Here is a 22,901-nt window from a genome sequence, read left to right as displayed (position 1 = left end):
GGGGCATCTCGACGACGCGTCGATGACGTGTCGACGCCGCTCACACGGCCGGCCGTCACACGGCCCTCGGCCCTCACAGCTCGGCGGTCAGCGCTCTCCGCTCGACCTCGAGGGCGGCGAGCTGCACCTGGATCTCACGCCACTTGTCGGGGTCGGTCTTGACGTCCGTGCGGAACGACCGGCCCATCAGCTCCGACTTCTCCCTGATCAGGTCCCGCTCGACGATCGACACGACGATGCCACGGCAGTAGGTCGTGATCTCCCTGTCCTGGCGCTCCGGGATCGGCGCGACCGCCAGCTCCTTCGCCAGGGCGTCGAACGGCGCGGGCGTCTGGTCCAGCACGACGTCGAGCCAGGAGGCCTCGCCGAACTTGTCGAGGCTCGCGCCGATGGCGTCGCGCACCACCGCCAGCGAAGTGGTCTCGAGACGCGCCTGGACCGCGCGCCTCATCAGCTCGAAGCCCACGGCGTCGGGGTGCTGCAGCATCGCCATGACCGCGTCGCGCTCGGTGCGGGTCGTCAGGTCGCCGGGCAGCGTCATGAGGCTGGGGCCAGCCGGCTCGTCGGGCAGGGGCGGCAGGCTCGTGATGGACTGGCGCCCCTCGGAGGCGTTGGCCGGCAGGGCACGAGGTGCCGCCGCGACGGCCTGCGCCTGGCGCATCACGGACGTCACGACCTCGACGACGCTCTCCGTGTCCTCTCCGACCGCCTTTGCGAGGAACCGCGCGTAGCCGAGACGGATCGAGTTGTCGCGGATGGACGCGACGGCCGGGGCAGCTGCCCGCACCGCGCTCGCACGGCCCTCGACCGTCTCGAGGTCGAACCCCACGACGCTGCGCTGGATCATGAACTCGAACATCGGTCGACGGGTGTCGATCATGCGCCGGACGGCGTCGTCCCCCCTCGCGAGCCGCAGGTCGCAGGGGTCCAGGCCCTCGGGCGGGAGGGCGACGAACGTCTGCGTCTGGAACCGCTGCTCCTCGGCGAAGGCCCGGGACGCGGCCTTCTGGCCGGCCTCGTCGGGATCGAACGTGAAGACGACCTGGCCGAGCGCCGAGAGGTCGTGCCCCGCGCTCTCGCCCAGCATCGGCCGCAGGAGCTTGATGTGGTCCACGCCGAAGGAGGTGCCGCAGGTCGCGACGGCGGTCGTCACGCCCGCGAGGTGGCACGCCATCACGTCGGTGTAGCCCTCGACGATGACGACCTGCTTGCCCTTCGCGATGTCACGGCGGGCGAGGTCGAGCCCGTAGAGCACCTGCGACTTGTGGTAGAGCGGCGTCTCGGGCGTGTTCAGGTACTTCGGGCCCTTGTCGTCGTCGAGGAGCCGCCTGGCCCCGAAGCCGATGGTCGACCCGGTGACGTCGCGGATCGGCCACACGAGACGGCCCCGGAAACGGTCGTAGGGGCTGCGGTCGCCCTGGCTCAGCAACCCGGCCGTCACGAGCTCCTCGTCGGCGAAGCCCACGCCCTTGAGGTGCGAGCGCAGGGCGTCGAACGACTTGGGGGCGAACCCCACGCCGAAGCGCTCGGCCGCCGCAGGGTCGAAACCGCGCTCGCCGAGGAACCGACGGGCCGGGTCCGCGTCCGCGGCGGTGAGGTGCTGGGCGAAGAACTCCCGCGCGGCCTCGTTCGCGGCGATGAGGCGCGCGCGGCCGCCGTGGTCGCTCGCCTTGCCGCCGTCCTCGTAGCGCAGGGTGAAGCCGATGCGGCTCGCCAGCCGCTCGACCGCCTCCTGGAACGTCGTGTGGTCGGTCTTCATGACGAAGCTGTAGACGTCGCCGTCCTCACCGCAGCCGAAGCAGTGGTACCGACCGACCTGGGGGCGCACGTGGAAGCTCGGGCTGCGCTCGTCGTGGAACGGGCAGAGGCCCTTCAGCGAGCCGACTCCGGCGCCCTTGAGCGTGACGTGGTCGCCGACGACGTCGGCGATGTTCGTCCGCGAGCGCACCTCGTCGATGTCGTCGCGTCTGATCAGGCCGGGCACGGGGCGGTCCCTCCTCGGAGCTCGGGCCGGGTCACGGGGCGGCTGACAGGACCGGTCATCGTGCGCCGACGAGACGGTCGTGCCAGCTGACGGCGCTCTGGTCGGTCAGGGAGGCGACCTGGTCGACGACCACGCGCCTCCTGCCGGCATCGTCGTCGGCGACGGCCCAGTCGGCACGGAAGCCGGGGTCGAGCTCGGAGTCGCCCGTCGCCCAGAGGGCGTCGGACAGGGTCGTCAGGACCTCGCGCTGACGCTCGTAGATCGGCTGGCGGTGGCCCTGCGTCATCACGAAGGCCGCCGTGATGCCCTTGAGCACCGCGATCTCGCCGATGACGTCGGGCGAGATGACCATGCTCGCGCTGAACCGGATGAGCGACTGCTCGGCGTACGACTCGCGCGTGGACTGCGTCGCTGAGCCGGCGAAACGGCCGATCAGCTGACTGGTCAGGTTCTTCAGGCGGGCCTGGTCGAGACGGCCGCCGTCGTAGGAACGGAGCCAGAAGGGCTGGCGGCGGAGGCGGTCGAAGGCCTCCTCGAGCTCGTCCCGGCTGAGCTCGCCGCCGACCCACGCGTGCATGGCCGTGACGAGGGCCTCGTGGCCGTCGGGCGACCCCAGGCTCGACACGTCGACGTAGCCGTTGACCACGGCGTCCTCGAAGTCGTGCACGGAGTAGGCGATGTCGTCGGAGAGGTCCATCACCTGCGCCTCGATGCAGCGGCGACGGCGCGGAGCGCCCGCCCGCAGCCACGCGAAGGCGGCCGTGTCGTCGTCGTAGAAGCCGAACTTCATGCGCCCGCCGGGGTCGGGGACGCCCTGCGCCGCCGGCCACGGGTACTTGCAGCTCGCGTCGAGGCTGGCACGGGTCAGGTTGAGGCCGAAGCTGCGACCCGTCGCGTCGATGACCTTCGGCTCGATGCGGGTGAGCAGCCGCAGGGTCTGGGCGTTGCCCTCGAAGCCGCCGATGGACGAGGACCACTCGTTCAGCGCCCGCTCGCCGTTGTGCCCGAAGGGCGGGTGGCCCAGGTCGTGGGCCAGGCACGCGGTGTCGACGACGTCGGGGTCGAGGCCCAGGCTCGTCGCGAGCTCGCGGCCGACCTGCGCCACCTCGAGCGAGTGCGTCAGGCGGTTGCGGGCGAAGTCGAGCCCCGCGGTCGGGCTCAGCACCTGCGTCTTTGCGGCGAGGCGCCGGAGCGCGCTCGAGTGCAGCAGGCGTGCCCGGTCGCGGGCGAAGTCGCTCCGGCGGTTCGAGTGCTGCTCGGGCAGCCAGCGCTCGGAGTCGGCGGGGGCGTAGTCGACGCCGACGCCGTGCAGGGAGGCAGTGGTCACCGGGGGCCTCTCAGGCTGACGGGTGCGGGTGCTGTGGCGAGTTCGGCCGCGATCGCTGATGCTGTGGTGGATGAGATCGAGGAGGTGGGACTGGCGGACGTCGAGGAGGCCACGCCTCAGCCCCCGCTGTGGTGCAGCTCGGCGGCCACGAGCTCGCCGCGGAACGCCTCGTCGAGCTCACGGCTCTCGAGCCAGCGGTCGGGCAGCGATGGCCGCTTCGGGCTGCCGGCGCGGCCTCGCGGGCCCTCGGCCGCGTCGCCGGGGTACGGCTGAGCGGCGTCGAGCGTCGCCAGCAGGTCGTCCATCTGCTGCAGGGACTCGACAGCCGCCAGGGCGGCACGCGTGTCGCCGCCCACGGGGTAGCCCTTGAAGTACCACGCGACGTGCTTGCGGATGTCGCGGCAGGCGTGCGGCTCGTCGCCGTCGTAGAACTCGACCAGGAGCTCGGCGTGCCGGCGGAACGCCGCGGCCACCTCGCCGAGGGCCGGCTCGGCCTTCTGCTCCTCGCCGCGGAACGCGGCCGCGAGGTCGCCGAAGAGCCACGGGCGCCCGAGGCAGCCCCGGCCGACGACGACGCCGTCGCAGCCCGTCTCGTCGACCATGCGGAGAGCGTCGGCCGCGGACCAGATGTCGCCGTTGCCGAGGACGGGCACGCTCGTGACCGTCTGCTTCAGCTTCGCGATCGCCGACCAGTCGGCCTGGCCCGAGTAGTACTCGGAGGCTGTACGGGCGTGCAGCGCGACGCTCGCGACCCCCGCGCCCTCGGCCGCCCGGCCCGCCTCGAGGTAGGTGAGGTGCTCATCGTCGATCCCCTTGCGCATCTTCACGGTCAGGGGGACGTCGCCGGCGGCCTTCACGGCTCGTTCGACGATCTCGCGGAAGAGCCCGATCTTCCAGGGGAGGGCCGCTCCCCCGCCGCGCCGCGTCACCTTCGCCACGGGGCAGCCGAAGTTGAGGTCGATGTGGTCCGCGCGGTCCTCGGCGACCAGCATGGTGACCGCCTCCGCGACGGTGTTCGGCTCGACGCCGTAGAGCTGGATGCTGCGGGGCGTCTCGCTCTCGTGGTGCGTGATCAGCCGCATCGACTCGGGGGTGCGCTCGACGAGGGCGCGGCTCGTGATCATCTCGCTGACGTACAGCCCGGCCCCGTGCTCGCGGCACAGGCGACGGTAGGCCGTGTTGGTGATGCCGGCCATCGGCGCGAGCACGACGGGCGAGGCCACGTCGATCGGTCCGATCGAGAGGCCGGGGAAGGCAAGGTGGTGGTGGTCATCGGTACGATTCTCCCATGAGCGATCCTGCCCCGACAGCCTCCGACGGTTCGCCAGTGGAAGACGTCGTAGGGCCAGACGACGTGCAGGGGCGAGGCACGCAGCGCCTCCTCGCCGACGCCGCAGAACGCGGCCTCGCCGTCGAGATCGTCGCGCGCCCGGCCGCGGAGAGCCTCGAGGCGGCGGCGGCCCTGCTGGGGGTCGACCCGGCCTCGGTCGTCAAGAGCCTCGTGGTGAAGCGGCACGACGGGTCGTTCCTGTTCGCGCTCGTCCCCGGCGATCGACAGATCTCGTGGCGCAAGCTGCGGACCGTCGTCGGGGTCAACAAGCTCTCGATGCCTGCCGCCGAGGTCGCCCTCGACGCGACTGGCTTCGAGCGCGGCACCATCACTCCCGTCGGCAGCTCGACCGCCTGGCCCGTCGTGGCCGACGAACGGATCGTCGGGCGTCGAGTGGCCATGGGCGCCGGCGGGCACGGCCTGAGCGCGTTCGTCGAGGCGGACGAGCTCATCGAGGCGTACTCCGCGACCGTGGCGGACATCAGCGACTGACCGCCGCCTCCGGGGCCGGGTCCGACTCGGGCCCGACCTCGGCCGGTGATGCGCCCGGGGTCAGGGCACGGACGGTGGCGACCGCCGCCGGCAGCAGGCACGCGTCGCCTTCACACGCGAGAGCGTCCGCGTCGCCGAGCATGGCGAACGGGCTCATCGGACGGTGTCCGTCCCGGTCGCGGCCGCGCCCGGCGAGGACGCGGTGCCGCTCGCCGCGGCGACCTCGGACTGCACCTGCTGCAGGGCGCCGAGGAAGGCCTCGGGCGCCTGGGCGCCCGAGATCCCGTACTTGCCCTCGAGCACGAAGAAGGGCACGCCCGTGATGCCGAACGCCTGCGCCTGCTGCTGGTCGGCGCGTACGTCGGCGAGGTGCTGGTCGGACTCGAGGGCCGCGACGACCTCGGCGCGGTCCAGGCCGACCTCGGCGGCCAGGTCGCCGAGGTCGGCGACGCGGCCCACGTGACGGCCCTCGACGAAGTAGGCGGCCAGCAGCCGCTCGGTCATCTCGAGCTGCAGCCCGCGCGCCTTGGCGAAGTGCAGCAGCTGGTGCGCCTTCACCGTGTTCGTGTGGTGCAGCGACGCGAAGTCGTAGGCGAGCCCGACCTCGGCGGCGACGCCGGTGACCTGGTCGAGCATGCCGCGCACCTGCTCGGCCGGCATGCCCTTGTGCTTCGCGAGGAAATCGACCTCGTCACCCTCGAAGTCGACCGGGGTGTCGGGCGACAGCTCGAAGGAGTGGTACTCGACCTCGACCTCACCGTCGAACCGCGCCGCCGCGTCCTCGAACTTCCGCTTGCCGATGTAGCACCACGGGCAGGCGATGTCGCTCCAGACGTCGACCTTGATCGGGGAGCTGGCGGGGGAAGAGGAGGCGGTGGTCGTGTCGGTCACGACAGGGCAAAGTCGGTGCGGGTCCGAGGCATTCCCAGGTCATGCCCCAGCCTCCAGCGGCGCTGGCCCCTCGCGCCCAGCACGCGCGGCAGCCGCGCCTCGGGGTGCCCGGAGGGCTGCGGGCCGCCGGCGAGCCCCACCAGCCTGTCCACCGCCTCCTGCACCGCCGCCCACTCCTCGCGCACCTGCCGGTAGCTGACCCGGCACGGCACGAATCCGGCCGCGATCGTCAGGAGGTCCTTCCGTCGATCTCGCTCGAAGTGGTCGGCGTGGTGCTCGCGACCGTCCGTCTCGAGCGATGCGGTCCCGTCGACGACGTGGTCGACCGCCTCGCCCCGCGGCCCCACGACGACCTGACGCTCGACCACGCGGCCCGCCCGGCGCAGGCGCGTGCCCGCCGCGCTCTCGAGGATGCTCTGTGCGCCGACGTCGCTCCAGTCGGCCAGCCCCGACGCGTCCGCCCGGTGCCGCCCCAGGACTTCTCGGTCGTCCGCCTCGGTGATCAGCTCGACGGAGCGGGCCCAGTCTGCGAGGACGACCGCGTCCTCGAAAGAGGACGCCTCGACCACGGCGCGGGCAAGGGCGTCGCGCGGGTCGACGGTCGCGGTGCCGCCCCGATCGATCACGTCTGCTCCGTCCCACACGACGCGCACGCCGCGACGGCGCCTCAGGCGCGACGCGGTGCGGGGCACGGAGACCACGACCTCGGGGGGACGGCGATCCCACGCCCACGCACCGAGGAGAGCGAGCGCGGCCGCCCCGGTCAGCCTGCCCCCGACCGCGGCGGCGACGAACCTCGGGTCGGTGGACGGCCAGGTCGAGTACCACCCGCGCCTCGGACGCCGGACTTCGCGAGCCCGCACCGCCGCCGTGAGGTGTCGGTCCGTGGCCCCGTGGCCCACGAGGTCGCGCTTGTGCAGCAACCCGCCGGCCGCGGACACCAGCTCTCGGATCGTCGTCATCCCCCGAGGATGGTCGCCCGGATGCTCGCGGCGCGGGGCTCGAGGGCCAGCGTGTGGACGAGACGACCACCGCTCGGCGGCGGGGAGGACGCACCCGCGACGCTGCCGGCAGGCGCCCCGAGCCCGGGCCGCGCCCGGGCACGTCGGCAACTCCTGAGGAACGCATCGCCCGGCGCACAGACCTGCGGCGTCGCAGCCCCTCGGGCGCCCACGATCAGGAGTTGCCGACTGCGGGCGGCGAACCGGCAGCCCGAGCCCCTCCCCGTGGACCTCGGTCGTACAGACTGCGAGCCGTGCGAGCCGCGGAGCAGCCAGCGTCGGCAACTCCTGCGACGAGCACGGGCAGTCGCGTGCGACCCCGTCGCGTGCGACGGTGACGGAGCACAGGTCAGGAGTTGCCGACCGGCGATCGGCGGCGGGGCCCAGGCCCGGATGGGCGGCCCGGACGGCCGGACAGACCCGGCGGGCCGAAAGGGCCCGGCGCGCCGAACGGGCCCGGCGGGCCGAACGGGCCCGGCGGGCCGAACGGGCCCGGCGGGCCGAACGGGCCCGGCGGGCCGGCAGGCCGGACGGGCGCTACGCGCCGAGCAGCTGCTCCGCGAGGTACCCGCGCAGCGCCGACAGGGGCATGCGCTGCTGCTCCATCGTGTCGCGCTCGCGGACCGTCACCGCGTCGTCCTCGAGCGAGTCGAAGTCGACCGTGACGCAGAACGGCGTGCCGATCTCGTCCTGGCGACGGTAGCGACGGCCGATCGCCCCGGCGTCGTCGAAGTCGATGTTCCAGTACTTGCGGAGGTCCGCGGCGAGGCCGCGCGCCATCGGCGACAGCTGCTCGTTGCGGCTCAGGGGCAGGACGGCGACCTTGATCGGCGCCAGGCGACGGTCGAGCTTCAGGACGGTGCGCTTGTCGACGCCGCCCTTCGCGTTGGGCGCCTCGTCCTCGGTGTACGCGTCGACGAGGAAGGCCATGAGCGACCGGGTGAGGCCGGCTGCGGGCTCGATGACGTACGGCGTCCAGCGCTCGTTCTTGGCCTGGTCGAAGTACGACAGGTCCTTGCCGGAGGCGGCGGCGTGCGTCCTGAGGTCGTAGTCGGTGCGGTTCGCGACGCCCTCGAGCTCACCGAACTCACCGCCGGCGAACCGGAAGCGGTACTCGATGTCGACGGTGCGCTTCGAGTAGTGCGAGAGCTTCTCGGGGGCGTGCTCGTAGAGGCGGAGGTTCTCGGGGTCGATGCCGAGGTCGACGTACCACTGGAAGCGGGCGTCGATCCAGTACTGGTGCCACTCTTCGTCGCTGCCGGGCTCGACGAAGAACTCCATCTCCATCTGCTCGAACTCGCGCGTGCGGAAGATGAAGTTGCCGGGGGTGATCTCGTTGCGGAAGCTCTTGCCGATCTGGCCGATGCCGAAGGGCGGCTTGATCCGCGACGACTGCAGGATGTTGTCGAAGTTGGTGAAGATGCCCTGGGCCGTCTCGGGCCGGAGGTACGCCATGCCCTGCTCGTTGTCGACCGGCCCGAGGAACGTCTTGAGCAGGCCGGAGAAGTTCTGCGGCTCGGTCCACGACCCGGGCTGCCCGGTCTCGGGGTCGCGCACGTCGGCGAGGCCGTTCTCGGGCGGGTGGCCGTGCTTGGCCTCGTACGCCTCGAGGAGGTGGTCGGCCCGATAGCGCTTGTGGGTGTGCAGCGACTCGACCAGGGGGTCGCTGAAGACCTCGACGTGCCCGGAGGCCTCCCACACCTGGCGCGGCAGGATGACGGCGGAGTCGAGCCCGACGACGTCGTCGCGGCCCTGCACCATGGTCTGCCACCACTGGCGCTTGATGTTCTCCTTGAGCGCGACGCCGAGGGGCCCGTAGTCCCAGGCCGACCGGGACCCGCCGTAGATCTCGCCCGACTGGAAGACGAACCCGCGGCGCTTGGCCAGGGCGATGACGGAATCGAGACGGTTGGGTGCTGCCACGGGGTGTGCTCCAGAGGATCGGTCCGGGCTCGGGGCCCGGCGGTCGAGGTACCCGGCAACTCTAGCCGCGCGGGCGGCTCGGCCTGCTCCGGCCGGGCGCCCGGACGAGTCCCGACGCCCGGACGACTCGACGCCCCGACGCTCGACGCCTCGACCAGCCGGGTCAGCGTCCCAGGGAGGCGACGACCGCCTCCACGTCCTCGGCCGTGTTCCAGAGGTGGAAGGCGACCCGCACGCGACCGGCCCGGGCGGAGACCGTGAGGCCCGCCTCCCCCATCGCGTCCGCGGCCCGCCCGTCGACGTCCGTCCACGTGACGATCGCCTGGTGCTGCTCGGGCAGGTCGAGTCGTCGGCAGAGCTCGTCGCCGAGTCCGCTGGCGTGCGCCCAGGTCTCGGCGGGGTCGAGGCGGGCGAGCGTCTCGAGGGCCGCCGCGGCGCCCGGCCAGGCCGGCCAGGCCGGCGAGACGTCGAAGGCCCGGGCGTCGTGGGCGAGGTGCATCGCGGGCCCGTAGCAGGACGACCAGACCGAGTCGCCCGCGTACCAGCCGGCCTGCACGGGCCGCAGGTCCGCCAGGGCACGCTCGGACAGGGTCATGAAGGCCGCGCCCCGGGGGCAGCAGAGCCACTTGTAGGCGTGCCCGACCGAGACGTCCCACGTGGAGGCGTCGACAGGGAGCACGCCGGCCGCCTGCGTCACGTCGCAGAGGGTGAGGACGCCGTGGGCGGCGGCCGCGGCGCGGATGCGTGCGTCGTCGGCCACGACGCCGGTGGCCGACTGGACGGCCGACCAGGCCACGCACCACGTCCGGGGCCCGACCTCCTCCGCGAGCTCGCCGACCGGGACGCTGCGCACCGTCACGCCTCGGTGCGCCTGCTGCAGGAACGGGTAGACGACCGAGCTGAAGTCGCCGTCGACGCAGACGACCTCGGCGCCGTCGGGCGCGGCCGCGGCGACCACGGAGACCATGGCCGAGGTCTGCGAGCCCACGGCGACGCTCGTGACGGGCACGCCCACCAGCCGCGCGTACGAGGCCCTGGCCTGCTCGACGACGTCCCCGTAGGCGACGGGCGAGCGCGAGCCGGCGGACCAGCGGTCGAGGTCGTCGCGCTGGGCCGCGAGCGTCTCGTCCAGGGGCAGCCCCATGGTGCACGCGGCGAGGTACCCGGTGCCGCTCGCGAAGCGCGAGGCCGCCTCCGGGACGGTGAGGATGCTGGTCGTGTCGGGCATCGACCCAGACTGGGCCGTGCGCCGCACGACGACAAGACCAGGACGACAACGCCACACATAACGTGGCGTTATGGTTCGAGCATGACCGACGACCTCGATCTGCTGACCCTCCGCATCGTGCGCGCCGTCGCCGACACCGGCACGGTGACCGCAGCCGCCGCCGAGCTGGGCTACAGCCAGCCGGCGATCAGCCAGCACCTGCGGCGGGCCGAGGCCCGGGTGGGGCACCCGCTCCTGCTGCGGGCGGGCCGCGGGGTCGAGCTGACCGAGGCCGGGCGGCGCCTGGCCGAGCACGCCGTCCACGTGCAGGCCGCCCTCGACGCGGCGCGCCAGGAGCTCGACCACCTCGGCGGCGCGACCTCGGGACGGGTGCGGCTCGCGGGCTTCCCGAGCGCCTCCTCGACGCTCGTGCCCGACGTCCTGTCAGGGCTGCGCATCAGCCACCCGGGACTGCAGGTCGACTACGTCGAAGCGGAGCCGCCCGAGGCGCTGACGCTGCTGCGCGACGGGGCCGTGGACGCCGCGGTCGTGTTCCGCCACGCGGGTCGGGCCGCGACCGATCGCGAGATCCTGCCCGATTCGCTCCTCGAGGCCGCGTTGTTCGTCGACCGGACCGTGCTCGTCCTGCCCCGCGCGCACCCGTTCGGGGAGGGCGACGACTTCGGGGCGCTGCACGCCGAGCGCTGGATCGGCGGCTGCCCTCGCTGCCGCGGCCACCTCCTCACCACCTGCGCCGCCGCCGACTTCGTGCCCGACATCGTCCTCGAGACCGACAACGCGCTCGCCGTGCTCGGCCTCGTCGCGGCGGGCCTCGGGATCGCGCTGCTGCCGGGCCTGTCGCTGCAGTCGGCGGCGGTCCCCGAGGAGGTGCGGGTCGTCACCCTGCCTCCGTCCGTTTCACGGGTGATCGCGGTCGCGCACCGCCGCGGGGCCCGGCGGGTGCCCAGCATCCGCGTCCTCACGGAGGCAGTGGCCGCGGTGCTGCCGGACCGGCACGGCCTCGAGGCGGTCGGGCCGCAGGGCGCCGTCGCAGGCCCGAGCTAGGCTCACCGGACGAGACGAAGGGTGCCCGCTCCGTGAAGAGACGACTGACCGCCGTCGGCCTCGCCGCCGTCGTGCTGGTGGGCCTCACCGCCTGCTTCCCCGACCTCACGACCCTGCAGCCGGTCGGCCAGGGCGGTGTCGACGACGGCTCGGGCCTGGGCGGCACGGCCACCCAGGCGCCCCAGCCCCAGGTCACGGGCGCGCCGGGCTCCGGCGGAGGGACGAGCGGCGCCTCGCCCGACGAGCTGGCACCGGGCGGCACGCTCCTCAACCAGGTCAACTACAAGGACCTGACGATCTACGTCTACAGCGTCGGCACTCTGACGACCACGGCGCCCTCCATCTACGCGCGACCCGACGGCAGCGATCCCTACCCCGCCGGAACCACCGTCGAGGCCACCGCCTACGTGCTGGCCAACAACTCCCAGCGCCGTCTCGACCTCACCGACCTGAGCGCCGACTACTCCGCCTACGGCAACGACCTCGCCCAGCAGGACGTGTTCGCCGGCCAGGACCTGCTGACGGACGCCGGCTACTCGACGTCGCTCGAGTCGGCCTTCCCGGCGGACGCGGCGACCTGGTACCTGCTGCCGGGCGAGTCGGCCGTGTTCGCCAACGCCTGGTTCCACCGGCCCGCCGACGGGCCCCTCACCCTGCAGTTCCTCTGGCCCGCCGAGCGGATCTTCCTGGGCGCGAACATCCAGTTCTAGGCGCTGGTGCCGCCGGTGCTCGGACCCGTTCCCGTACCACCGGCCTCGGCCGGAGTCGGCGCGTCGACGGCCCCGCCGAAGCGACGAGAGCGCCTGGCGTACGTGACCACCGCCTCCCAGAGGTCGGTCCTCGTGAAGTCGGGCCAGAGCCGGTCGAGGAACACCATCTCCGCGTAGGCCGACTGCCACAGCAGGAAGTTGCTCGTCCGCTGCTCGCCCGAGCTGCGGACGAAGAGGTCGACGTCGGGCAGCTCGGGCGCGTACAGGTGCCGCTGGATGAGCTTCTCGCTGACACCCGACGGCTTGACGCGACCCGCCGCCACGTCCTCGGCGATGGCGCGCACGGCGTCGGCGATCTCGGTGCGTCCGCCGTAGTTGACGCACATCGTGAGGGTCAGCACGTCGTTGTCGCGCGTGAGCTCCTCGGCGTACTGCAGCTCCTTGATCACGGAGCCCCACAGGCGCGGCTTGCGGCCCGCCCAGCGGACGCGCACGCCCCACGCGTTCAGCTGGTCGCGCCTCCGGTGCAGGACGTCGCGGTTGAAGCCCATGAGGAACTTCACCTCGTCGGGCGAGCGCTTCCAGTTCTCGGTCGAGAAGGCGTAGACGCTGAGGTGCTTCACGCCGAGCTGGATGGCGCCCGCGACGACGTCGAGCAGCGAGGCCTCGCCCTGCTTGTGGCCCTCGACACGGGACAGGCCCCGCGCGTTCGCCCATCGCCCGTTGCCGTCCATGACGATCGCGACGTGCTCGGGGACGGCGCCCCGGGGCAGCTCGGGCGGGTAAAGGCCCGTCCAGTCGACGGGGCGCCAGTCGACGGCGTCGCGGTGGGTCTTCTTCACGGGGTGCCTTCCCTGGCGGCGGCGGGCAGTGCCCGGCCGGGCTCTCGGTCGATGTGCTGGAGCGAGCGGAGGCCGCGCTCGAGGTGCCACTGCGTGTACGCGGCGACGACGCCGCTCGCCTGGTTGCGGGTCGCGTCCGGGGTCGCGTCGGCCGCCTCCCAGTCGCCGGTCAGCAGCGCCGAGAGCAGCCCGAGCGCAGGAGGCGCGAGTCGCGGAGCCCCCGGAGGCGCGTGCTCGTCGGCCACGACTCCCCCGAGCTGCACCACGAACGCCGAGTGCGGACCCGGCGCGCCCGACACGGCGCAGTCGCCGAAGCTCGGCGACCAGCCGGCGATGCTGAGCGCGCGGAGCAGGTAGGAGTCGAGGGTCAGCTGGGGGGCGTGCTCCCGCCGGCTCAGCGACCGCAGGGCGCCGACGAGGAGGAGGTACTGCTGCAGGCCGGCCTCGGCGTCTGTCAGCTTGTCGGCCGTCTCGACCATGACGCTCCCGGCCGTGTAGCTCGCGTAGTCGGCGGCGATCAGGGCACCGTAGGAGCCCAGCGACTCGGCCTGGGTCACCACGTCGAGCGATCGGCCTTCGTAGAGCTGCACGTCCGCCACCATCATCGGCTCGAGACGCGAGCCGAACTTCGACCCGGTGCGTCGGACCCCCTTGGCCACGGCCCGGATCTTGCCGTGCTGGCGGCTGAGCATGGTGAGGATGCGGTCCGCCTCACCCAGCTTGTGGGTGCGCAGCACCACGCATTCATCTCGGTACACAGGCACTCGGCCATGATCCCACGCGTGGTACAAGTGCAGGATGCACGCCACGGCCTTCGCCATCCCCCTGTGGGCCGACCTCCTCGCCGTCGGGGTCGGCAGCCTGCAGGGCGCCATGTTCGCCTCCGAGTTCAAGGACAGACGCCTCGACCTGCTCGGGATCGCGATCATCGGCATCGCCACCGGGCTCGGCGGCGGCATCCTGCGCGACGTGCTGCTCGGGCAGGTGCCGCGCGCCATGTCGAGCAACTGGTACCTGCTCGTGGCCGTGGCCGCCGCCCTCGTCGGGATGGCGCTGCAGCGCCTGTTCCACCGGCTCGCGGGGCTGATCACCGCCCTGGACGCCCTCACCATCGGCCTGTTCGGCGCGATCGGCTCGACGAAGGCGCTGGCGCTCGGGCTGCCCGAGATCCCTGCCGTGTTCGTGGGGGTGATCTCCGCGGTCGGGGGCTCGGTGCTGCGAGACCTGTTGATGAACCTGACCATCGCGATGATGCACGTCGGGTCGCTCTACGCCGTGGCCGCGGCCGCCGGGACCGTCGTGCTCGTCGTGCTCGTCTCGGTCGGGGCGCCGGTGGCGCTCTCCGCGATCATCGGGACGTCCGTCACCCTGGTGATCCGGCTGTTGGCCGTGCGGTTCGGCTGGACCCTGCCCGAGCAGCGCGCCCTGAGCCGGCTGCCGCGCTGGCGTCGACCGCGCTGACGCCGACCGGCATGCGCTGCGGCGCCGGCGCCGGCGCCGACGCTGGCCGCCGCACCGGCGCGCTCCGTGTCGGCAACTCCTGACGGGTGCGCCGGCGCTGTCGTGCGCCGAGGACGACCGCCGGCCCGGCCGGTCGTGCATCAGGAGTTGCCGACAGGAGGTCGAGCACGCCTGCCCGGACCGGGTCGTGGCGGCGCTACGTGGACCCGCGGGACTGGTCGGACGGGCAGTGGGGACCCGTGTCGGCAACTCCTGACCGGTGCGGCGGCACTGCCGCGCGCCAGCGTCATCCGCACGCGCGTCCGCGCACGCTGCAGGAGTTGCCGACACGATCGGCGGCCTGCCGAGGGAGCCTGCGGCCTGCTGCAGCCGGGCCGAGCGGCGGCCCGCTGCCGCTGCCGCGGCCGCTGCCGCAGTCGCGCGGCGGCTAGGCGGTGGCGAGCTCGCGCACCGTCGTCGTCCTGCGGACGGCACGGTTCACCGCGGAGACGATGGCCTTGAGCGACGCCGTCGAGATGTCGGCGTCGATGCCCACGCCCCAGAGGCGCGTCCCGTCGACGTCGAGCTCGACGTAGGCCGCGGCCTGGGCGTCGCCGCCCGCGCTGAGGGTGTGCTCGACGTAGTCGTAGAGCTCGACGCGCACCCCGTGGTCGGCGAGGACCTGGATGAAGGCGTCGATCGGGCCCTTGCCCCGACCGGAGGTCGACTCGACCGTGTCGCCCACGCGCAGGTCGACGTCGAGCGACGTCACGCCGCCCATGTCGCTGGACGTCCCCGTGCGCGTCAGCTCGAACCGGCCCCACTTGTCGTCGTCGATCGGAGCGGGCAGGTACTCGTCCTGGAAGATCGTCCAGATGTGAGCGCTCGACATCTCGCCGCCCTCGGCGTCGGTGCGCGCCTGGACGACCCCGCTGAACTCGATCTGCAGCTTGCGCGGCAGGTCGATCGCGTGGTCGGCCTTGAGCAGGTAGGCGACGCCGCCCTTGCCCGACTGCGAGTTGACCCGGATGACAGCCTCGTAGCTCCGGCCCAGGTCCTTCGGGTCGACCGGCAGGTACGGCACCGCCCAGACGAGGTCGTCGACGCTCGTCCCCGTCGCCTCGGCCTCGGCGGCCATCGCCTCGAAGCCCTTCTTGATGGCGTCCTGGTGGGAGCCGCTGAAGGCCGTGTAGACCAGGTCGCCCGCCCACGGGCTGCGCTCCGGAACCGGCAGCTGGTTGCAGTGCTCGGCGGTGCGCTTCACCTTGTCGAGGTCGCTGAAGTCGATCTGGGGGTCGATGCCCTGCGTGAAGAGGTTGATCCCGAGCGCGACGAGGTCGACGTTCCCGGTGCGCTCGCCGTTGCCGAAGAGGCAGCCCTCGATGCGGTCGGCACCGGCCAGGTAGCCCAGCTCAGCGGCGGCGATGCCCGTGCCGCGGTCGTTGTGCGGGTGGAGCGACAGGACGACGCTGTCTCGGCGGGCGAGGTTGCGGTGCATCCACTCGATCGAGTCGGCGTACACGTTCGGGGTCGCCATCTCGACGGTGGCCGGCAGGTTGACGATGACGGGGCGCTCGGGCGTCGCGTCGAAGGCCTCGATGACCTGGTTGCAGATGTCGAGGGCGAAGTCGAGCTCTGTGCCGGTGTAGCTCTCGGGCGAGTACTCGTAGAACACGGCCGTCTCGGGGATGGTCGCCTCGGCCGCACGGCAGAGCCGGACGCCCTCGAGGGCGATGTCGACGATCCCTTGCCGGTCGGTGCGGAAGACGACGTCCCGCTGCAGGACGCTCGTCGAGTTGTAGAGGTGCACGATCGCCTGCTTGGCACCGGCGATGGCCTCGTACGTGCGGGCGATCAGGTGCTCGCGCGCCTGGGTCAGCACCTGGATCGTCACGTCGTCCGGGATCGCACCCGTCTCGATCAGGCTGCGGACGAAGTCGAAGTCGGTCTGCGAGGCGCTGGGGAAGCCGACCTCGATCTCCTGTAGCCCATGCCGACGAGCAGGTCGAACATGATGCGCTTGCGCTCGGGGCTCATCGGGTCGATGAGCGCCTGGTTGCCGTCGCGGAGGTCGACGGCGCACCAGCGCGGGGCCTCGGTGATGCGACGCGAGGGCCACGTCCGGTCGGGCAGGTCGACGGCGATCTGCTCGTGGAACGGGCGGTACTTGTGGATCGGCATCCCCGACGGGATCTGTGCGTTCTTCATGACTCAGGTCTTCTCTGCCCCGACGACGGGGCCTCAGCGCGTGGATGGTGTCGGCCGACGACGAACTCCGCGACGAGGGAGGCCTGGGTCAGGACTCGTCGCGGCAGCTAAGGAGGAGCAGACCGAACAGCACGAGGCGAATCTAGCACCCGAGCCCGGTCCGTGACGGACGAGCCCCGTCGGCCGCCGCTACTCGGTGATCCCGTGCTCGTACGCGTAGACGACGAGCTGGACGCGGTCGCGCAGCGACAGCTTCGACAGCACCCGGCTGATGTGCGTCTTGACCGTGGCCTCGCTGAGGAACTCGCGCCCGGCGATCTCCGAGTTGCTGAGCCCCCTGGCTGCGAGGTCGAAGATGTCCCGCTCGCGACTGGTCAGGGTGCCGAAGGCGGGCGGGATCGACGCCGCCCGGGAGGAGCGGCCGTCGAAGTGCTCGAAGAGCTCCCGCGTGGCCGAGGCCGCGATCACGGCGGTGCCCGCGTGGACGGTGCGGATCGCCGCGAGCAGGAACTCGGGGTCCGCGTCCTTCAGGACGAAGCCGCTCGCGCCTCCCCGGATCGCGCGGGTCGCCGCCTCGTCCAGGTCGAAGGTCGTGAGCACGATGATGCGCGGCGGGCGGCGGGCGGCCGCCTCGGCCTGGGCCAGGACGGCGCTCGTCGCGGCGATCCCGTCCATCACGGGCATCCGGATGTCCATCAGGACGACGTCAGGACGCGCCTCGGCGACCATCGCCACCCCCTCCTCGCCGTCGCTGGCCTCGCCGACGAACTCGAGGTCGGGCTGAGAGCCGACGAGCATCTTGATGCCGGCCCGGAAGAGCGCCTGGTCGTCGACCAGGGCGACACGGATCGTGGTGGTCATCGGATCATCCCTACTTCTTGGGTGAGCGCCAGCGTCGGCACGATGGCGTGGACGACGAACCGGCCGTCGGCGTCCTGGGTCGTGAGCGACCCGCCGGCCAGCGTGGCGCGCTCGCGCATGCCGTCGAGACCGTGGCCGCCGCGGCGCACCTCGCCCGTCGCCCGCGTGTCGACGGGCTCGGTGACCGGCCGCACGACGTTGGACACCACCAGGTGGAGGGCGTCGTAGCGCCAGTCGAACAGCAGCTCGACCGGAGCGTCCCGCGCCCCGTGCCGGAGCGCGTTGGTCAGCGACTCCTGGGCGATGCGGAACACGGCGAGCTGTCGGTTGGTGCCGAGCTGCTGGGGCTCCCCGTGCACGCGGTGGTCGATCTGCAGACCAGAGCCTCGCATCTGGTCGAGGAGGCGGTCGAGGTCGCCCAGCGCGGGCTGCGGTGCCTCGCCCTGGCTGTGCCGCAGCTGCCCCAGCAGCACACGGACGTCCCCGAGAGCCTCGCGGGCAGTCCCCGCGATGGTCTGGAGCGCCTCGTCGACGCTCGTGGGATCGACCCTCGCGGCGTAGCGGGCGCCGTCGGCCTGGGCGATCACGACGGCGAGCGAGTGGGCGACGACGTCGTGCATGTCCCGGGCGATCCGGTTGCGCTCCTGCTCGACGGCGATGTCGCGCTCGGCCCGCGCCGCCTCGCGCTCGGCCCGGGCGGCGTCGCCCTCGGCCCGTGCCGTCTCGCGCTCGGCCGTGAGCTGCGCCTCGCGGCTCACCCGCGCGGTCGACCTCGCCCGGGTCAGCAGACCCGCTGCCCACGGCAGCCCGAGGAGACCGAGGAAGCCGAGGAACGTGATGCCGAGCTGCAGGAAGATGCGGACCACGTCGGTGACGCCGTAGACGTTGTAGTCGATGCCGAACAGCGACGTCTGCACGAACGAGACGTAGAAGGTGCCCGAGATCGCGCCGAGGGCCACCGACCCGAGACCAGCCCACTTGGCTCGTTCGCTGCCGTAGGCGGCGACCGAGTACAGCACGGCGCAGATGGCGAGGTTGCTGACGCCCGGCGTCGACAGCGAGACCATCTCGCCGAGGGCGACGGCCCAGGCGATCGTCAACGCCAGCGACGGGGACAGGCGCCGGATCGCCGCGGCGACGACCATTCCGAGCACGACCAGGCCGCCCGCGAGGTCGCCCTCGAGGAACAGCAGCGAGACGAACCCGAGCAGGAGGGCCGCCGAGACGTCGACGACGACCTGGTAGGGCGCGAGGCGGCGGAAGCTCATCCGACGAGCGTAGGGCGCGGAGGGGCCCTGCGGGTCAGCCGCGGACGTCCCGACGACCACCGGCCGACCCGGATCATCCTGTGGAGGGACAGACGCGCCCCTGGGGTCAGAAGCCCAGGCGGCCGAGCAGCTTCGGGTCGCGCTGCCAGTCCTTCGCGACCTTGACCCGGATCGACAGGAACACCTGGTGGCCGACGAGCGGCTCGATCTGCGCCCGTGCCCGCGCGCCGACCTCGCGCAGCCTCGCGCCGCCCTTGCCGATCACGATGGCCTTCTGGCTGTCGCGCTCGACGAAGAGGTTCGCGTAGATCTCGAGGATGTCCTTGTCGTCGCGCTGGACCATGTCGTCGATGGTGACCGCGAGGGAGTGCGGCAGTTCGTCCTGCACGCCCTCGAGCGCCGCCTCCCGGATGTACTCGGAGACCCTGTCCTCGAGGACCTCCTCGGTGACGGCGTCCGCCGGGTAGAGCGCGGGCGACAGCGGCATGAGCTTGATGAGCTCGTCGGCGAGGACGTCGAGCTGCACGTCGCCGAGGGCGGAGAGCGGGATGATCGCCTCCCAGTCGCGCAGCCGGCTCACCGCGAGCAGCTGCTCCGCCACGGCCGGCCGCGAGGTCGTGTCCGTCTTCGTGACGATGGCGACCTTCTTGGCGCGCGGGAACGCGTCGAGCTGCTCGTTGATGAACTTGTCGCCCGGACCGATCTTCTCGTCGGCCGGGATGCAGAGCCCGATCACGTCGACGTCGCCCAGAGTCGTCTGCACCACGTCGTTGAGGCGCTCGCCGAGCAGGGTACGGGGCCGGTGCATGCCGGGCGTGTCCACGAGCACGAGCTGACCCGCGGGGTGGTGCACGATCCCGCGGATGGCCCGCCGGGTCGTCTGGGGCTTCGAGGAGGTGATGGCCACCTTCTCGCCGACGAGCGCGTTCGTCAGGGTCGACTTGCCGACGTTCGGCCGCCCCACGAACGAGACGAAGCCCGCACGGTGGTCGGGGCCTGCGGTCGGCACGGGAGGCAGGACGGAGTCGTCGCCGGTGGTCGTCATGGTGCTTCTCTCGGGGAGGGGATCGAGTCGGGGTCGGTGAAGGCCGCCTGGGCGGAGACCAGGGCGGGGTCGCGCTGGACGAGGACCGTCTGCAGGTCGCGACGTCGCCCCTCCGTGCGGTCGGCCGTGAGGACGAGACCGGAGACGGTGACGGTCGAGCCCTTCTCGGGCAAGCGCCCGAGCTGCTTCGTGAGGAGGCCGCCGACGGAGTCGACGTCGTCGTCGTCCAGCTCGATACCGAAGAGGTCGCCGAGCTCGTCGACGGCCAGCCGTGCACTGACGCGGTAGACCCCCGGAGAGATCTCACGGTGCTCGGCGACGGTGCGGTCGTACTCGTCGCTGATGTCGCCGACGAGCTCTTCGATGAGGTCCTCGAGGGTGACGAGGCCGGCGATGCCGCCGTACTCGTCGACGACCATCGCGAGGTGGTTCTTGTCGAGCTGCATCTGTCGCAGCGCGTCGTCGGCCTTCTTCGACTCGGGCACGAAGACCGCGGGGCGTGCGAGGTCGGCCACCGCGGCGTCGTCGGCGCCGGCGTGCTCGTGCAGGCGCCGTGCGAGGTCGCGGAGGTAGACGACGCCGACCACGTCGTCGCTGTCGCGGCCGACCACGGGCACCCTCGAGACACCGCGTCCCAGGAAGAGGCTCATCGCCGAGCGGACGGAAGCCGTCGACTCGATGGTGACCATGTCGGTGCGGGGCACCATGACCTCGCGGACCACCGTGTCGCTGAACTCGAAGATCGAGTGGATCAGCTCACGGTCGTCTTCTTCGAGGACGTCGAGCTCGGTGGCCTCGTCGACCATGCTGAGGAGTTGCTCCTCCGACGAGAACGACGCACTGCGGGGCCGGCCCGGCGTGACCCTGTTGCCGATCGCGACGAGGGCGTCGGCGAGCGGTCCGAGCACGACACGGAGGCCCCGGACGAGGCCCGCGCTCGCGACGACGAGGCCTCGGGCGTGCGCCCGGCCCACGCTGCGCGGGCTCGAGCCGACGAGCACGAACGACACGAGGGTCATGATCAACGCCGACAACAGCAGTGCGAGCCACCAGTGCTCGACAGTGAACGCGAACGAGAGAGAGACCAGGACCGCAGCGGACGTCTCGGCGACCACCCGCGTGAAGTTGACCGCGTTGACGTGGGCTCCGACGTCGGCGGCGACCGCGGTGAGCGAGGAGCTGCTGCGGGGCGACGACTCTGCTTCCTCGAGCAGGTCGCCCCGGCTCAGCACGCCGAGCGCGGCGTCGACCGCCGCGAGCAGCCCCCCGAGGACGACGAGCACGACGGCCACGATGACGAACACGGTGACCATCACGGCGTCACCGCGTCTCGTCGGCGCCGGCGAACGCCGAGAGGATCTCGCGCTGGAGACCGAACATCTCGCGTTCGTCGTCGGGCTCGGCGTGGTCGAAGCCGAGCAGGTGCAGCACGCCGTGGCAGGTCAGCAGCAGCATCTCGTCGAGGGGGCTGTGGCCAGCCGTGGCCGCCTGGGCGACCGCGACCTGCGGGCAGACCACGATGTCGCCGAGCAGGCCGGCCGGCGTGGGCTCGTCCTCGGTGCCGGGACGGAGCTCGTCCATCGGGAAGCTGAGCACGTCGGTGGGACCCGGCTCGTCCATCCACTGGACGTGCAGCTGCTCCATCGCCGCCTCGTCGACGAACACGATCGCGAGCTCGGCCTCGGGGTGCACGTGCATCTGGTCGAGCGCGAAGGTCGCCAGGCGCTGGATCGCCGCCTCGTCGACCTCGAGGCCGGACTCGTTGTTGACCTCGATGCTCATCGGGTGCCTCTCTTCGGGAGCCGGTCTCGGCTGGCGGACGACCGGCGCTCGGCCCGGTTCGCGCCGTCGCCGACCGGGCCGGCCGGCGCGGAGGTGCTCGCCGCCTCCTGCCGCTCGGCCCGCTGGGCCTGCCGCTCGGCGTCGTAGGTCGTGTAGGCGTCGACGATCCGCCCGACGAGGGTGTGGCGGACCACGTCGTCGCTGGTCAGCCGGGCGAAGTGGATGTCGTCGATGTCGTCGAGGACCCGGGTGACGAGCTGGAGGCCGCTGGCCCCGGTGGGCAGGTCGACCTGCGTGACGTCGCCGGTGACGACCATCCGCGAGCCGAACCCGAGGCGCGTGAGGAACATCTTCATCTGCTCGGGCGTCGTGTTCTGCGCCTCGTCGAGCACCACGAACGCGTCGTTCAGCGTCCGGCCGCGCATGTACGCCAGGGGCGCGACCTCGACGGTGCCGGCCGCCAGGAGCTTCGGCACGATCTCCGGGTCCGTCATCTCGTTCAGGGCGTCGTAGAGCGGGCGCAGGTACGGGTCGATCTTGTCGGTCAGCGTGCCGGGCAGGAAGCCGAGCCGCTCCCCCGCCTCGACCGCGGGGCGCGTGAGGATGATGCGCTGCACCTCGCGGCGCTGCAGGGCCTGGACGGCCTTCGCCATCGCCAGGTAGGTCTTGCCCGTGCCTGCGGGGCCGATGCCGAACGTGATGGTGTGCTGGTCGATGGCGTCGACGTACTGCTTCTGCCCGAGGGTCTTCGCGCGCACGGCCTTGCCGCGGCTCGAGACGATGGGCTGGCCGAAGACGTCGGAGGGGGCCGCCGCTCCCGAGTCGAGCAGCTTCGCGGACGTCTCGACCTCGGCCGGCGCCAGGTCGTGGCCCCCGCGGACGAGCCCGACGAGCTCGTCGACGAGCACCCGGGCGCGGCTGACGGACGCGGTCGGGCCCTCGAGGGCGACCTCGTTGCCCCGCACGAGCACGCGCACGTCGGGGTACTGCTTCTCGACGGTGCGCAGCAGGCGGTCCTGGGGACCGAGCAGCTGGACCATGGCGACGCCGTCGACGGTGAGATCGACGCGCGTGGTGCCCTCGCCTGCGGGCTGAGGGTCGGTGGAGCGGGTCTCGCTAGTGGGCAAGGGAGCCTTCCTCGAGGGGGCCTGCGAGCACATGGGCGTGCACGTGGAACACGGTCTGGCCGGCGGAGGCGCCGGTGTTGAAGATCAGTCGGAACTCGCCCGTGCCGCCCGAGGCCGCCACGACCTCGTCGCCGAGGAGGTCCGGGTCGGAGGCGAGCGCCGAGGCCGTCGACACGACGTGGGCGAGCAGGGCCGGGTCGGCGGCCGCGAGCTCGACGACGTCGCGGTGACGAGAGGTCTTGGGCACGACGAGCACGTGGAACGGCGCCTGCGGCGCGATGTCGCGGAAGGCGATCACCGCGTCGTCCTCGAAGACCACGTCGGCGGGGATCTCGCGCGAGATGATGCGGCTGAAGACCGACGCCTCGGTCGGTGCTGGCTCTGGCTCGGACATGTGT

The 22,901-nt window shown here is 72.3% G+C and carries 21 protein-coding genes and 1 pseudogene; 4 read left to right on the top strand and 18 right to left on the bottom strand.

Annotated elements, in window-relative coordinates; all coding sequences use genetic code 11:
* Nucleotides 1-73: 73 nt before the first annotated feature.
* From dnaG to dusB, 3 genes are all read right to left on the bottom strand, one after another.
* Nucleotides 74-1,984: a DNA primase gene (dnaG, locus tag ACZZ97_RS05635; RefSeq protein WP_463472532.1), complete on the bottom strand. Its 1,911-nt coding sequence runs from the start codon at nt 1,982-1,984 to the stop codon at nt 74-76.
* 55 nt (nt 1,985-2,039) lie between these two features.
* A complete protein-coding gene (locus ACZZ97_RS05630) occupies nt 2,040-3,311 on the bottom strand; it encodes a deoxyguanosinetriphosphate triphosphohydrolase (protein ID WP_314102030.1) in 1,272 nt (423 codons plus the stop codon).
* A gap of 116 nt (nt 3,312-3,427) precedes the next feature.
* A complete protein-coding gene (dusB, locus tag ACZZ97_RS05625; protein ID WP_463473765.1) occupies nt 3,428-4,549 on the bottom strand; it encodes a tRNA dihydrouridine synthase DusB in 1,122 nt (373 codons plus the stop codon).
* A gap of 50 nt (nt 4,550-4,599) precedes the next feature.
* Between dusB and ACZZ97_RS05620 the strand changes: the two genes are divergently transcribed.
* Nucleotides 4,600-5,133: an aminoacyl-tRNA deacylase gene (locus ACZZ97_RS05620; RefSeq protein ID WP_463472531.1), complete on the top strand. Its 534-nt coding sequence runs from the start codon at nt 4,600-4,602 to the stop codon at nt 5,131-5,133.
* On the opposite strand, the gene ACZZ97_RS05615 is transcribed toward ACZZ97_RS05620, so the two are convergent.
* The 5 genes from ACZZ97_RS05615 to ACZZ97_RS05595 all read right to left on the bottom strand — a co-directional run bounded on the left by ACZZ97_RS05615 (nt 5,123) and on the right by ACZZ97_RS05595 (nt 10,176).
* A complete protein-coding gene (locus ACZZ97_RS05615; RefSeq protein WP_463472530.1) occupies nt 5,123-5,290 on the bottom strand; it encodes a hypothetical protein in 168 nt (55 codons plus the stop codon). The genes ACZZ97_RS05620 and ACZZ97_RS05615 overlap by 11 nt on opposite strands.
* Nucleotides 5,287-6,024: a DsbA family oxidoreductase gene (locus ACZZ97_RS05610; protein ID WP_463472529.1), complete on the bottom strand. Its 738-nt coding sequence runs from the start codon at nt 6,022-6,024 to the stop codon at nt 5,287-5,289. The genes ACZZ97_RS05615 and ACZZ97_RS05610 overlap by 4 nt, the downstream gene beginning before the upstream one ends.
* Complete coding sequence (locus ACZZ97_RS05605; RefSeq protein ID WP_463472528.1) at nt 6,021-6,986, bottom strand: hypothetical protein; 966 nt, start codon at nt 6,984-6,986, stop codon at nt 6,021-6,023. The genes ACZZ97_RS05610 and ACZZ97_RS05605 overlap by 4 nt, the downstream gene beginning before the upstream one ends.
* A 576-nt stretch (nt 6,987-7,562) precedes the next feature.
* Nucleotides 7,563-8,948, bottom strand: a complete 1,386-nt coding sequence (locus ACZZ97_RS05600; RefSeq protein WP_192041819.1) for a glycine--tRNA ligase — start codon at nt 8,946-8,948, stop codon at nt 7,563-7,565.
* Nucleotides 8,949-9,111: 163 nt separating this feature from the next.
* On the bottom strand, nt 9,112-10,176 hold the full coding sequence (locus tag ACZZ97_RS05595) for an aminotransferase class V-fold PLP-dependent enzyme (RefSeq protein ID WP_314101424.1): 1,065 nt from the start codon (nt 10,174-10,176) through the stop codon (nt 9,112-9,114).
* Nucleotides 10,177-10,257: 81 nt separating this feature from the next.
* On the opposite strand from ACZZ97_RS05595, the gene ACZZ97_RS05590 reads away from it, so the two are divergent.
* Nucleotides 10,258-11,220, top strand: a complete 963-nt coding sequence (locus ACZZ97_RS05590) for a LysR family transcriptional regulator (protein WP_463472527.1) — start codon at nt 10,258-10,260, stop codon at nt 11,218-11,220.
* Between the two features lie 32 nt (nt 11,221-11,252).
* On the top strand, nt 11,253-11,930 hold the full coding sequence (locus ACZZ97_RS05585; protein WP_314101430.1) for a hypothetical protein: 678 nt from the start codon (nt 11,253-11,255) through the stop codon (nt 11,928-11,930).
* Here the strand turns inward: ACZZ97_RS05585 and ACZZ97_RS05580 are convergent.
* A complete protein-coding gene (locus tag ACZZ97_RS05580; RefSeq protein WP_314101432.1) occupies nt 11,927-12,772 on the bottom strand; it encodes an isoprenyl transferase in 846 nt (281 codons plus the stop codon). The two genes, ACZZ97_RS05585 and ACZZ97_RS05580, sit on opposite strands and share 4 nt — an antisense overlap.
* The gene (gene recO / locus ACZZ97_RS05575) at nt 12,769-13,536 is read right to left on the bottom strand and encodes a DNA repair protein RecO (protein ID WP_192041824.1); all 768 of its coding nucleotides are present in this window, start codon (nt 13,534-13,536) and stop codon (nt 12,769-12,771) included. The genes ACZZ97_RS05580 and recO overlap by 4 nt, the downstream gene beginning before the upstream one ends.
* A gap of 34 nt (nt 13,537-13,570) precedes the next feature.
* Between recO and ACZZ97_RS05570 the strand changes: the two genes are divergently transcribed.
* Complete coding sequence (locus ACZZ97_RS05570; RefSeq protein ID WP_314101434.1) at nt 13,571-14,233, top strand: trimeric intracellular cation channel family protein; 663 nt, start codon at nt 13,571-13,573, stop codon at nt 14,231-14,233.
* Nucleotides 14,234-14,660: 427 nt separating this feature from the next.
* On the opposite strand, the pseudogene leuA reads toward ACZZ97_RS05570, so the two are convergent.
* The 8 genes and pseudogenes from leuA to ACZZ97_RS05530 form a co-directional block, all read right to left on the bottom strand.
* Nucleotides 14,661-16,420 (bottom strand): annotated as a pseudogene (leuA, locus tag ACZZ97_RS05565) (2-isopropylmalate synthase).
* Between the two features lie 189 nt (nt 16,421-16,609).
* The gene (locus ACZZ97_RS05560; RefSeq protein WP_123546146.1) at nt 16,610-17,281 is read right to left on the bottom strand and encodes a response regulator; all 672 of its coding nucleotides are present in this window, start codon (nt 17,279-17,281) and stop codon (nt 16,610-16,612) included.
* Nucleotides 17,278-18,549, bottom strand: coding sequence for a sensor histidine kinase (locus ACZZ97_RS05555; RefSeq protein ID WP_133737617.1), 1,272 nt, complete (start codon nt 18,547-18,549; stop codon nt 17,278-17,280). Before ACZZ97_RS05555 ends, ACZZ97_RS05560 begins: the two co-directional genes overlap by 4 nt.
* 106 nt (nt 18,550-18,655) lie before the next feature.
* A complete protein-coding gene (era, locus tag ACZZ97_RS05550; protein WP_314101442.1) occupies nt 18,656-19,594 on the bottom strand; it encodes a GTPase Era in 939 nt (312 codons plus the stop codon).
* The gene (locus ACZZ97_RS05545) at nt 19,591-20,907 is read right to left on the bottom strand and encodes a hemolysin family protein (protein WP_463473764.1); all 1,317 of its coding nucleotides are present in this window, start codon (nt 20,905-20,907) and stop codon (nt 19,591-19,593) included. The genes era and ACZZ97_RS05545 overlap by 4 nt, the downstream gene beginning before the upstream one ends.
* A 7-nt stretch (nt 20,908-20,914) precedes the next feature.
* On the bottom strand, nt 20,915-21,376 hold the full coding sequence (gene ybeY, locus ACZZ97_RS05540; RefSeq protein WP_314101445.1) for an rRNA maturation RNase YbeY: 462 nt from the start codon (nt 21,374-21,376) through the stop codon (nt 20,915-20,917).
* Nucleotides 21,373-22,503, bottom strand: coding sequence for a PhoH family protein (locus ACZZ97_RS05535; RefSeq protein ID WP_463472526.1), 1,131 nt, complete (start codon nt 22,501-22,503; stop codon nt 21,373-21,375). Before ACZZ97_RS05535 ends, ybeY begins: the two co-directional genes overlap by 4 nt.
* Entirely contained in the window at nt 22,493-22,897 is a 405-nt protein-coding gene (locus tag ACZZ97_RS05530) for an HIT domain-containing protein (protein WP_314101448.1), read from the bottom strand. Before ACZZ97_RS05530 ends, ACZZ97_RS05535 begins: the two co-directional genes overlap by 11 nt.
* Between the last annotated feature and the right edge of the window lie 4 nt (nt 22,898-22,901).

Source organism: Frigoribacterium sp. AC512, assembly GCF_979258295.1.
This window is presented reverse-complemented; position numbering and strand designations above follow the sequence as displayed.

Bases quoted from the DNA above. Each gene is read 5' to 3' on its own strand.
- ACZZ97_RS05595 (WP_314101424.1), bottom strand. From the start codon at position 10,176: ATGCCCGACACGACCAGCATCCTCACCGTCCCGGAGGCGGCCTCGCGC.
- ACZZ97_RS05560 (WP_123546146.1), bottom strand. From the start codon at position 17,281: ATGACCACCACGATCCGTGTCGCCCTGGTCGACGACCAGGCGCTCTTC.
- ybeY (WP_314101445.1), bottom strand. From the start codon at position 21,376: ATGAGCATCGAGGTCAACAACGAGTCCGGCCTCGAGGTCGACGAGGCG.
- ACZZ97_RS05590 (WP_463472527.1), top strand. From the start codon at position 10,258: ATGACCGACGACCTCGATCTGCTGACCCTCCGCATCGTGCGCGCCGTC.
- ACZZ97_RS05570 (WP_314101434.1), top strand. From the start codon at position 13,571: ATGCACGCCACGGCCTTCGCCATCCCCCTGTGGGCCGACCTCCTCGCC.
- ACZZ97_RS05615 (WP_463472530.1), bottom strand. From the start codon at position 5,290: ATGAGCCCGTTCGCCATGCTCGGCGACGCGGACGCTCTCGCGTGTGAA.
- ACZZ97_RS05605 (WP_463472528.1), bottom strand. From the start codon at position 6,986: ATGACGACGATCCGAGAGCTGGTGTCCGCGGCCGGCGGGTTGCTGCAC.
- ACZZ97_RS05555 (WP_133737617.1), bottom strand. From the start codon at position 18,549: ATGAGCTTCCGCCGCCTCGCGCCCTACCAGGTCGTCGTCGACGTCTCG.
- ACZZ97_RS05620 (WP_463472531.1), top strand. From the start codon at position 4,600: ATGAGCGATCCTGCCCCGACAGCCTCCGACGGTTCGCCAGTGGAAGAC.
- ACZZ97_RS05530 (WP_314101448.1), bottom strand. From the start codon at position 22,897: ATGTCCGAGCCAGAGCCAGCACCGACCGAGGCGTCGGTCTTCAGCCGC.
- era (WP_314101442.1), bottom strand. From the start codon at position 19,594: ATGACGACCACCGGCGACGACTCCGTCCTGCCTCCCGTGCCGACCGCA.
- ACZZ97_RS05545 (WP_463473764.1), bottom strand. From the start codon at position 20,907: ATGGTCACCGTGTTCGTCATCGTGGCCGTCGTGCTCGTCGTCCTCGGG.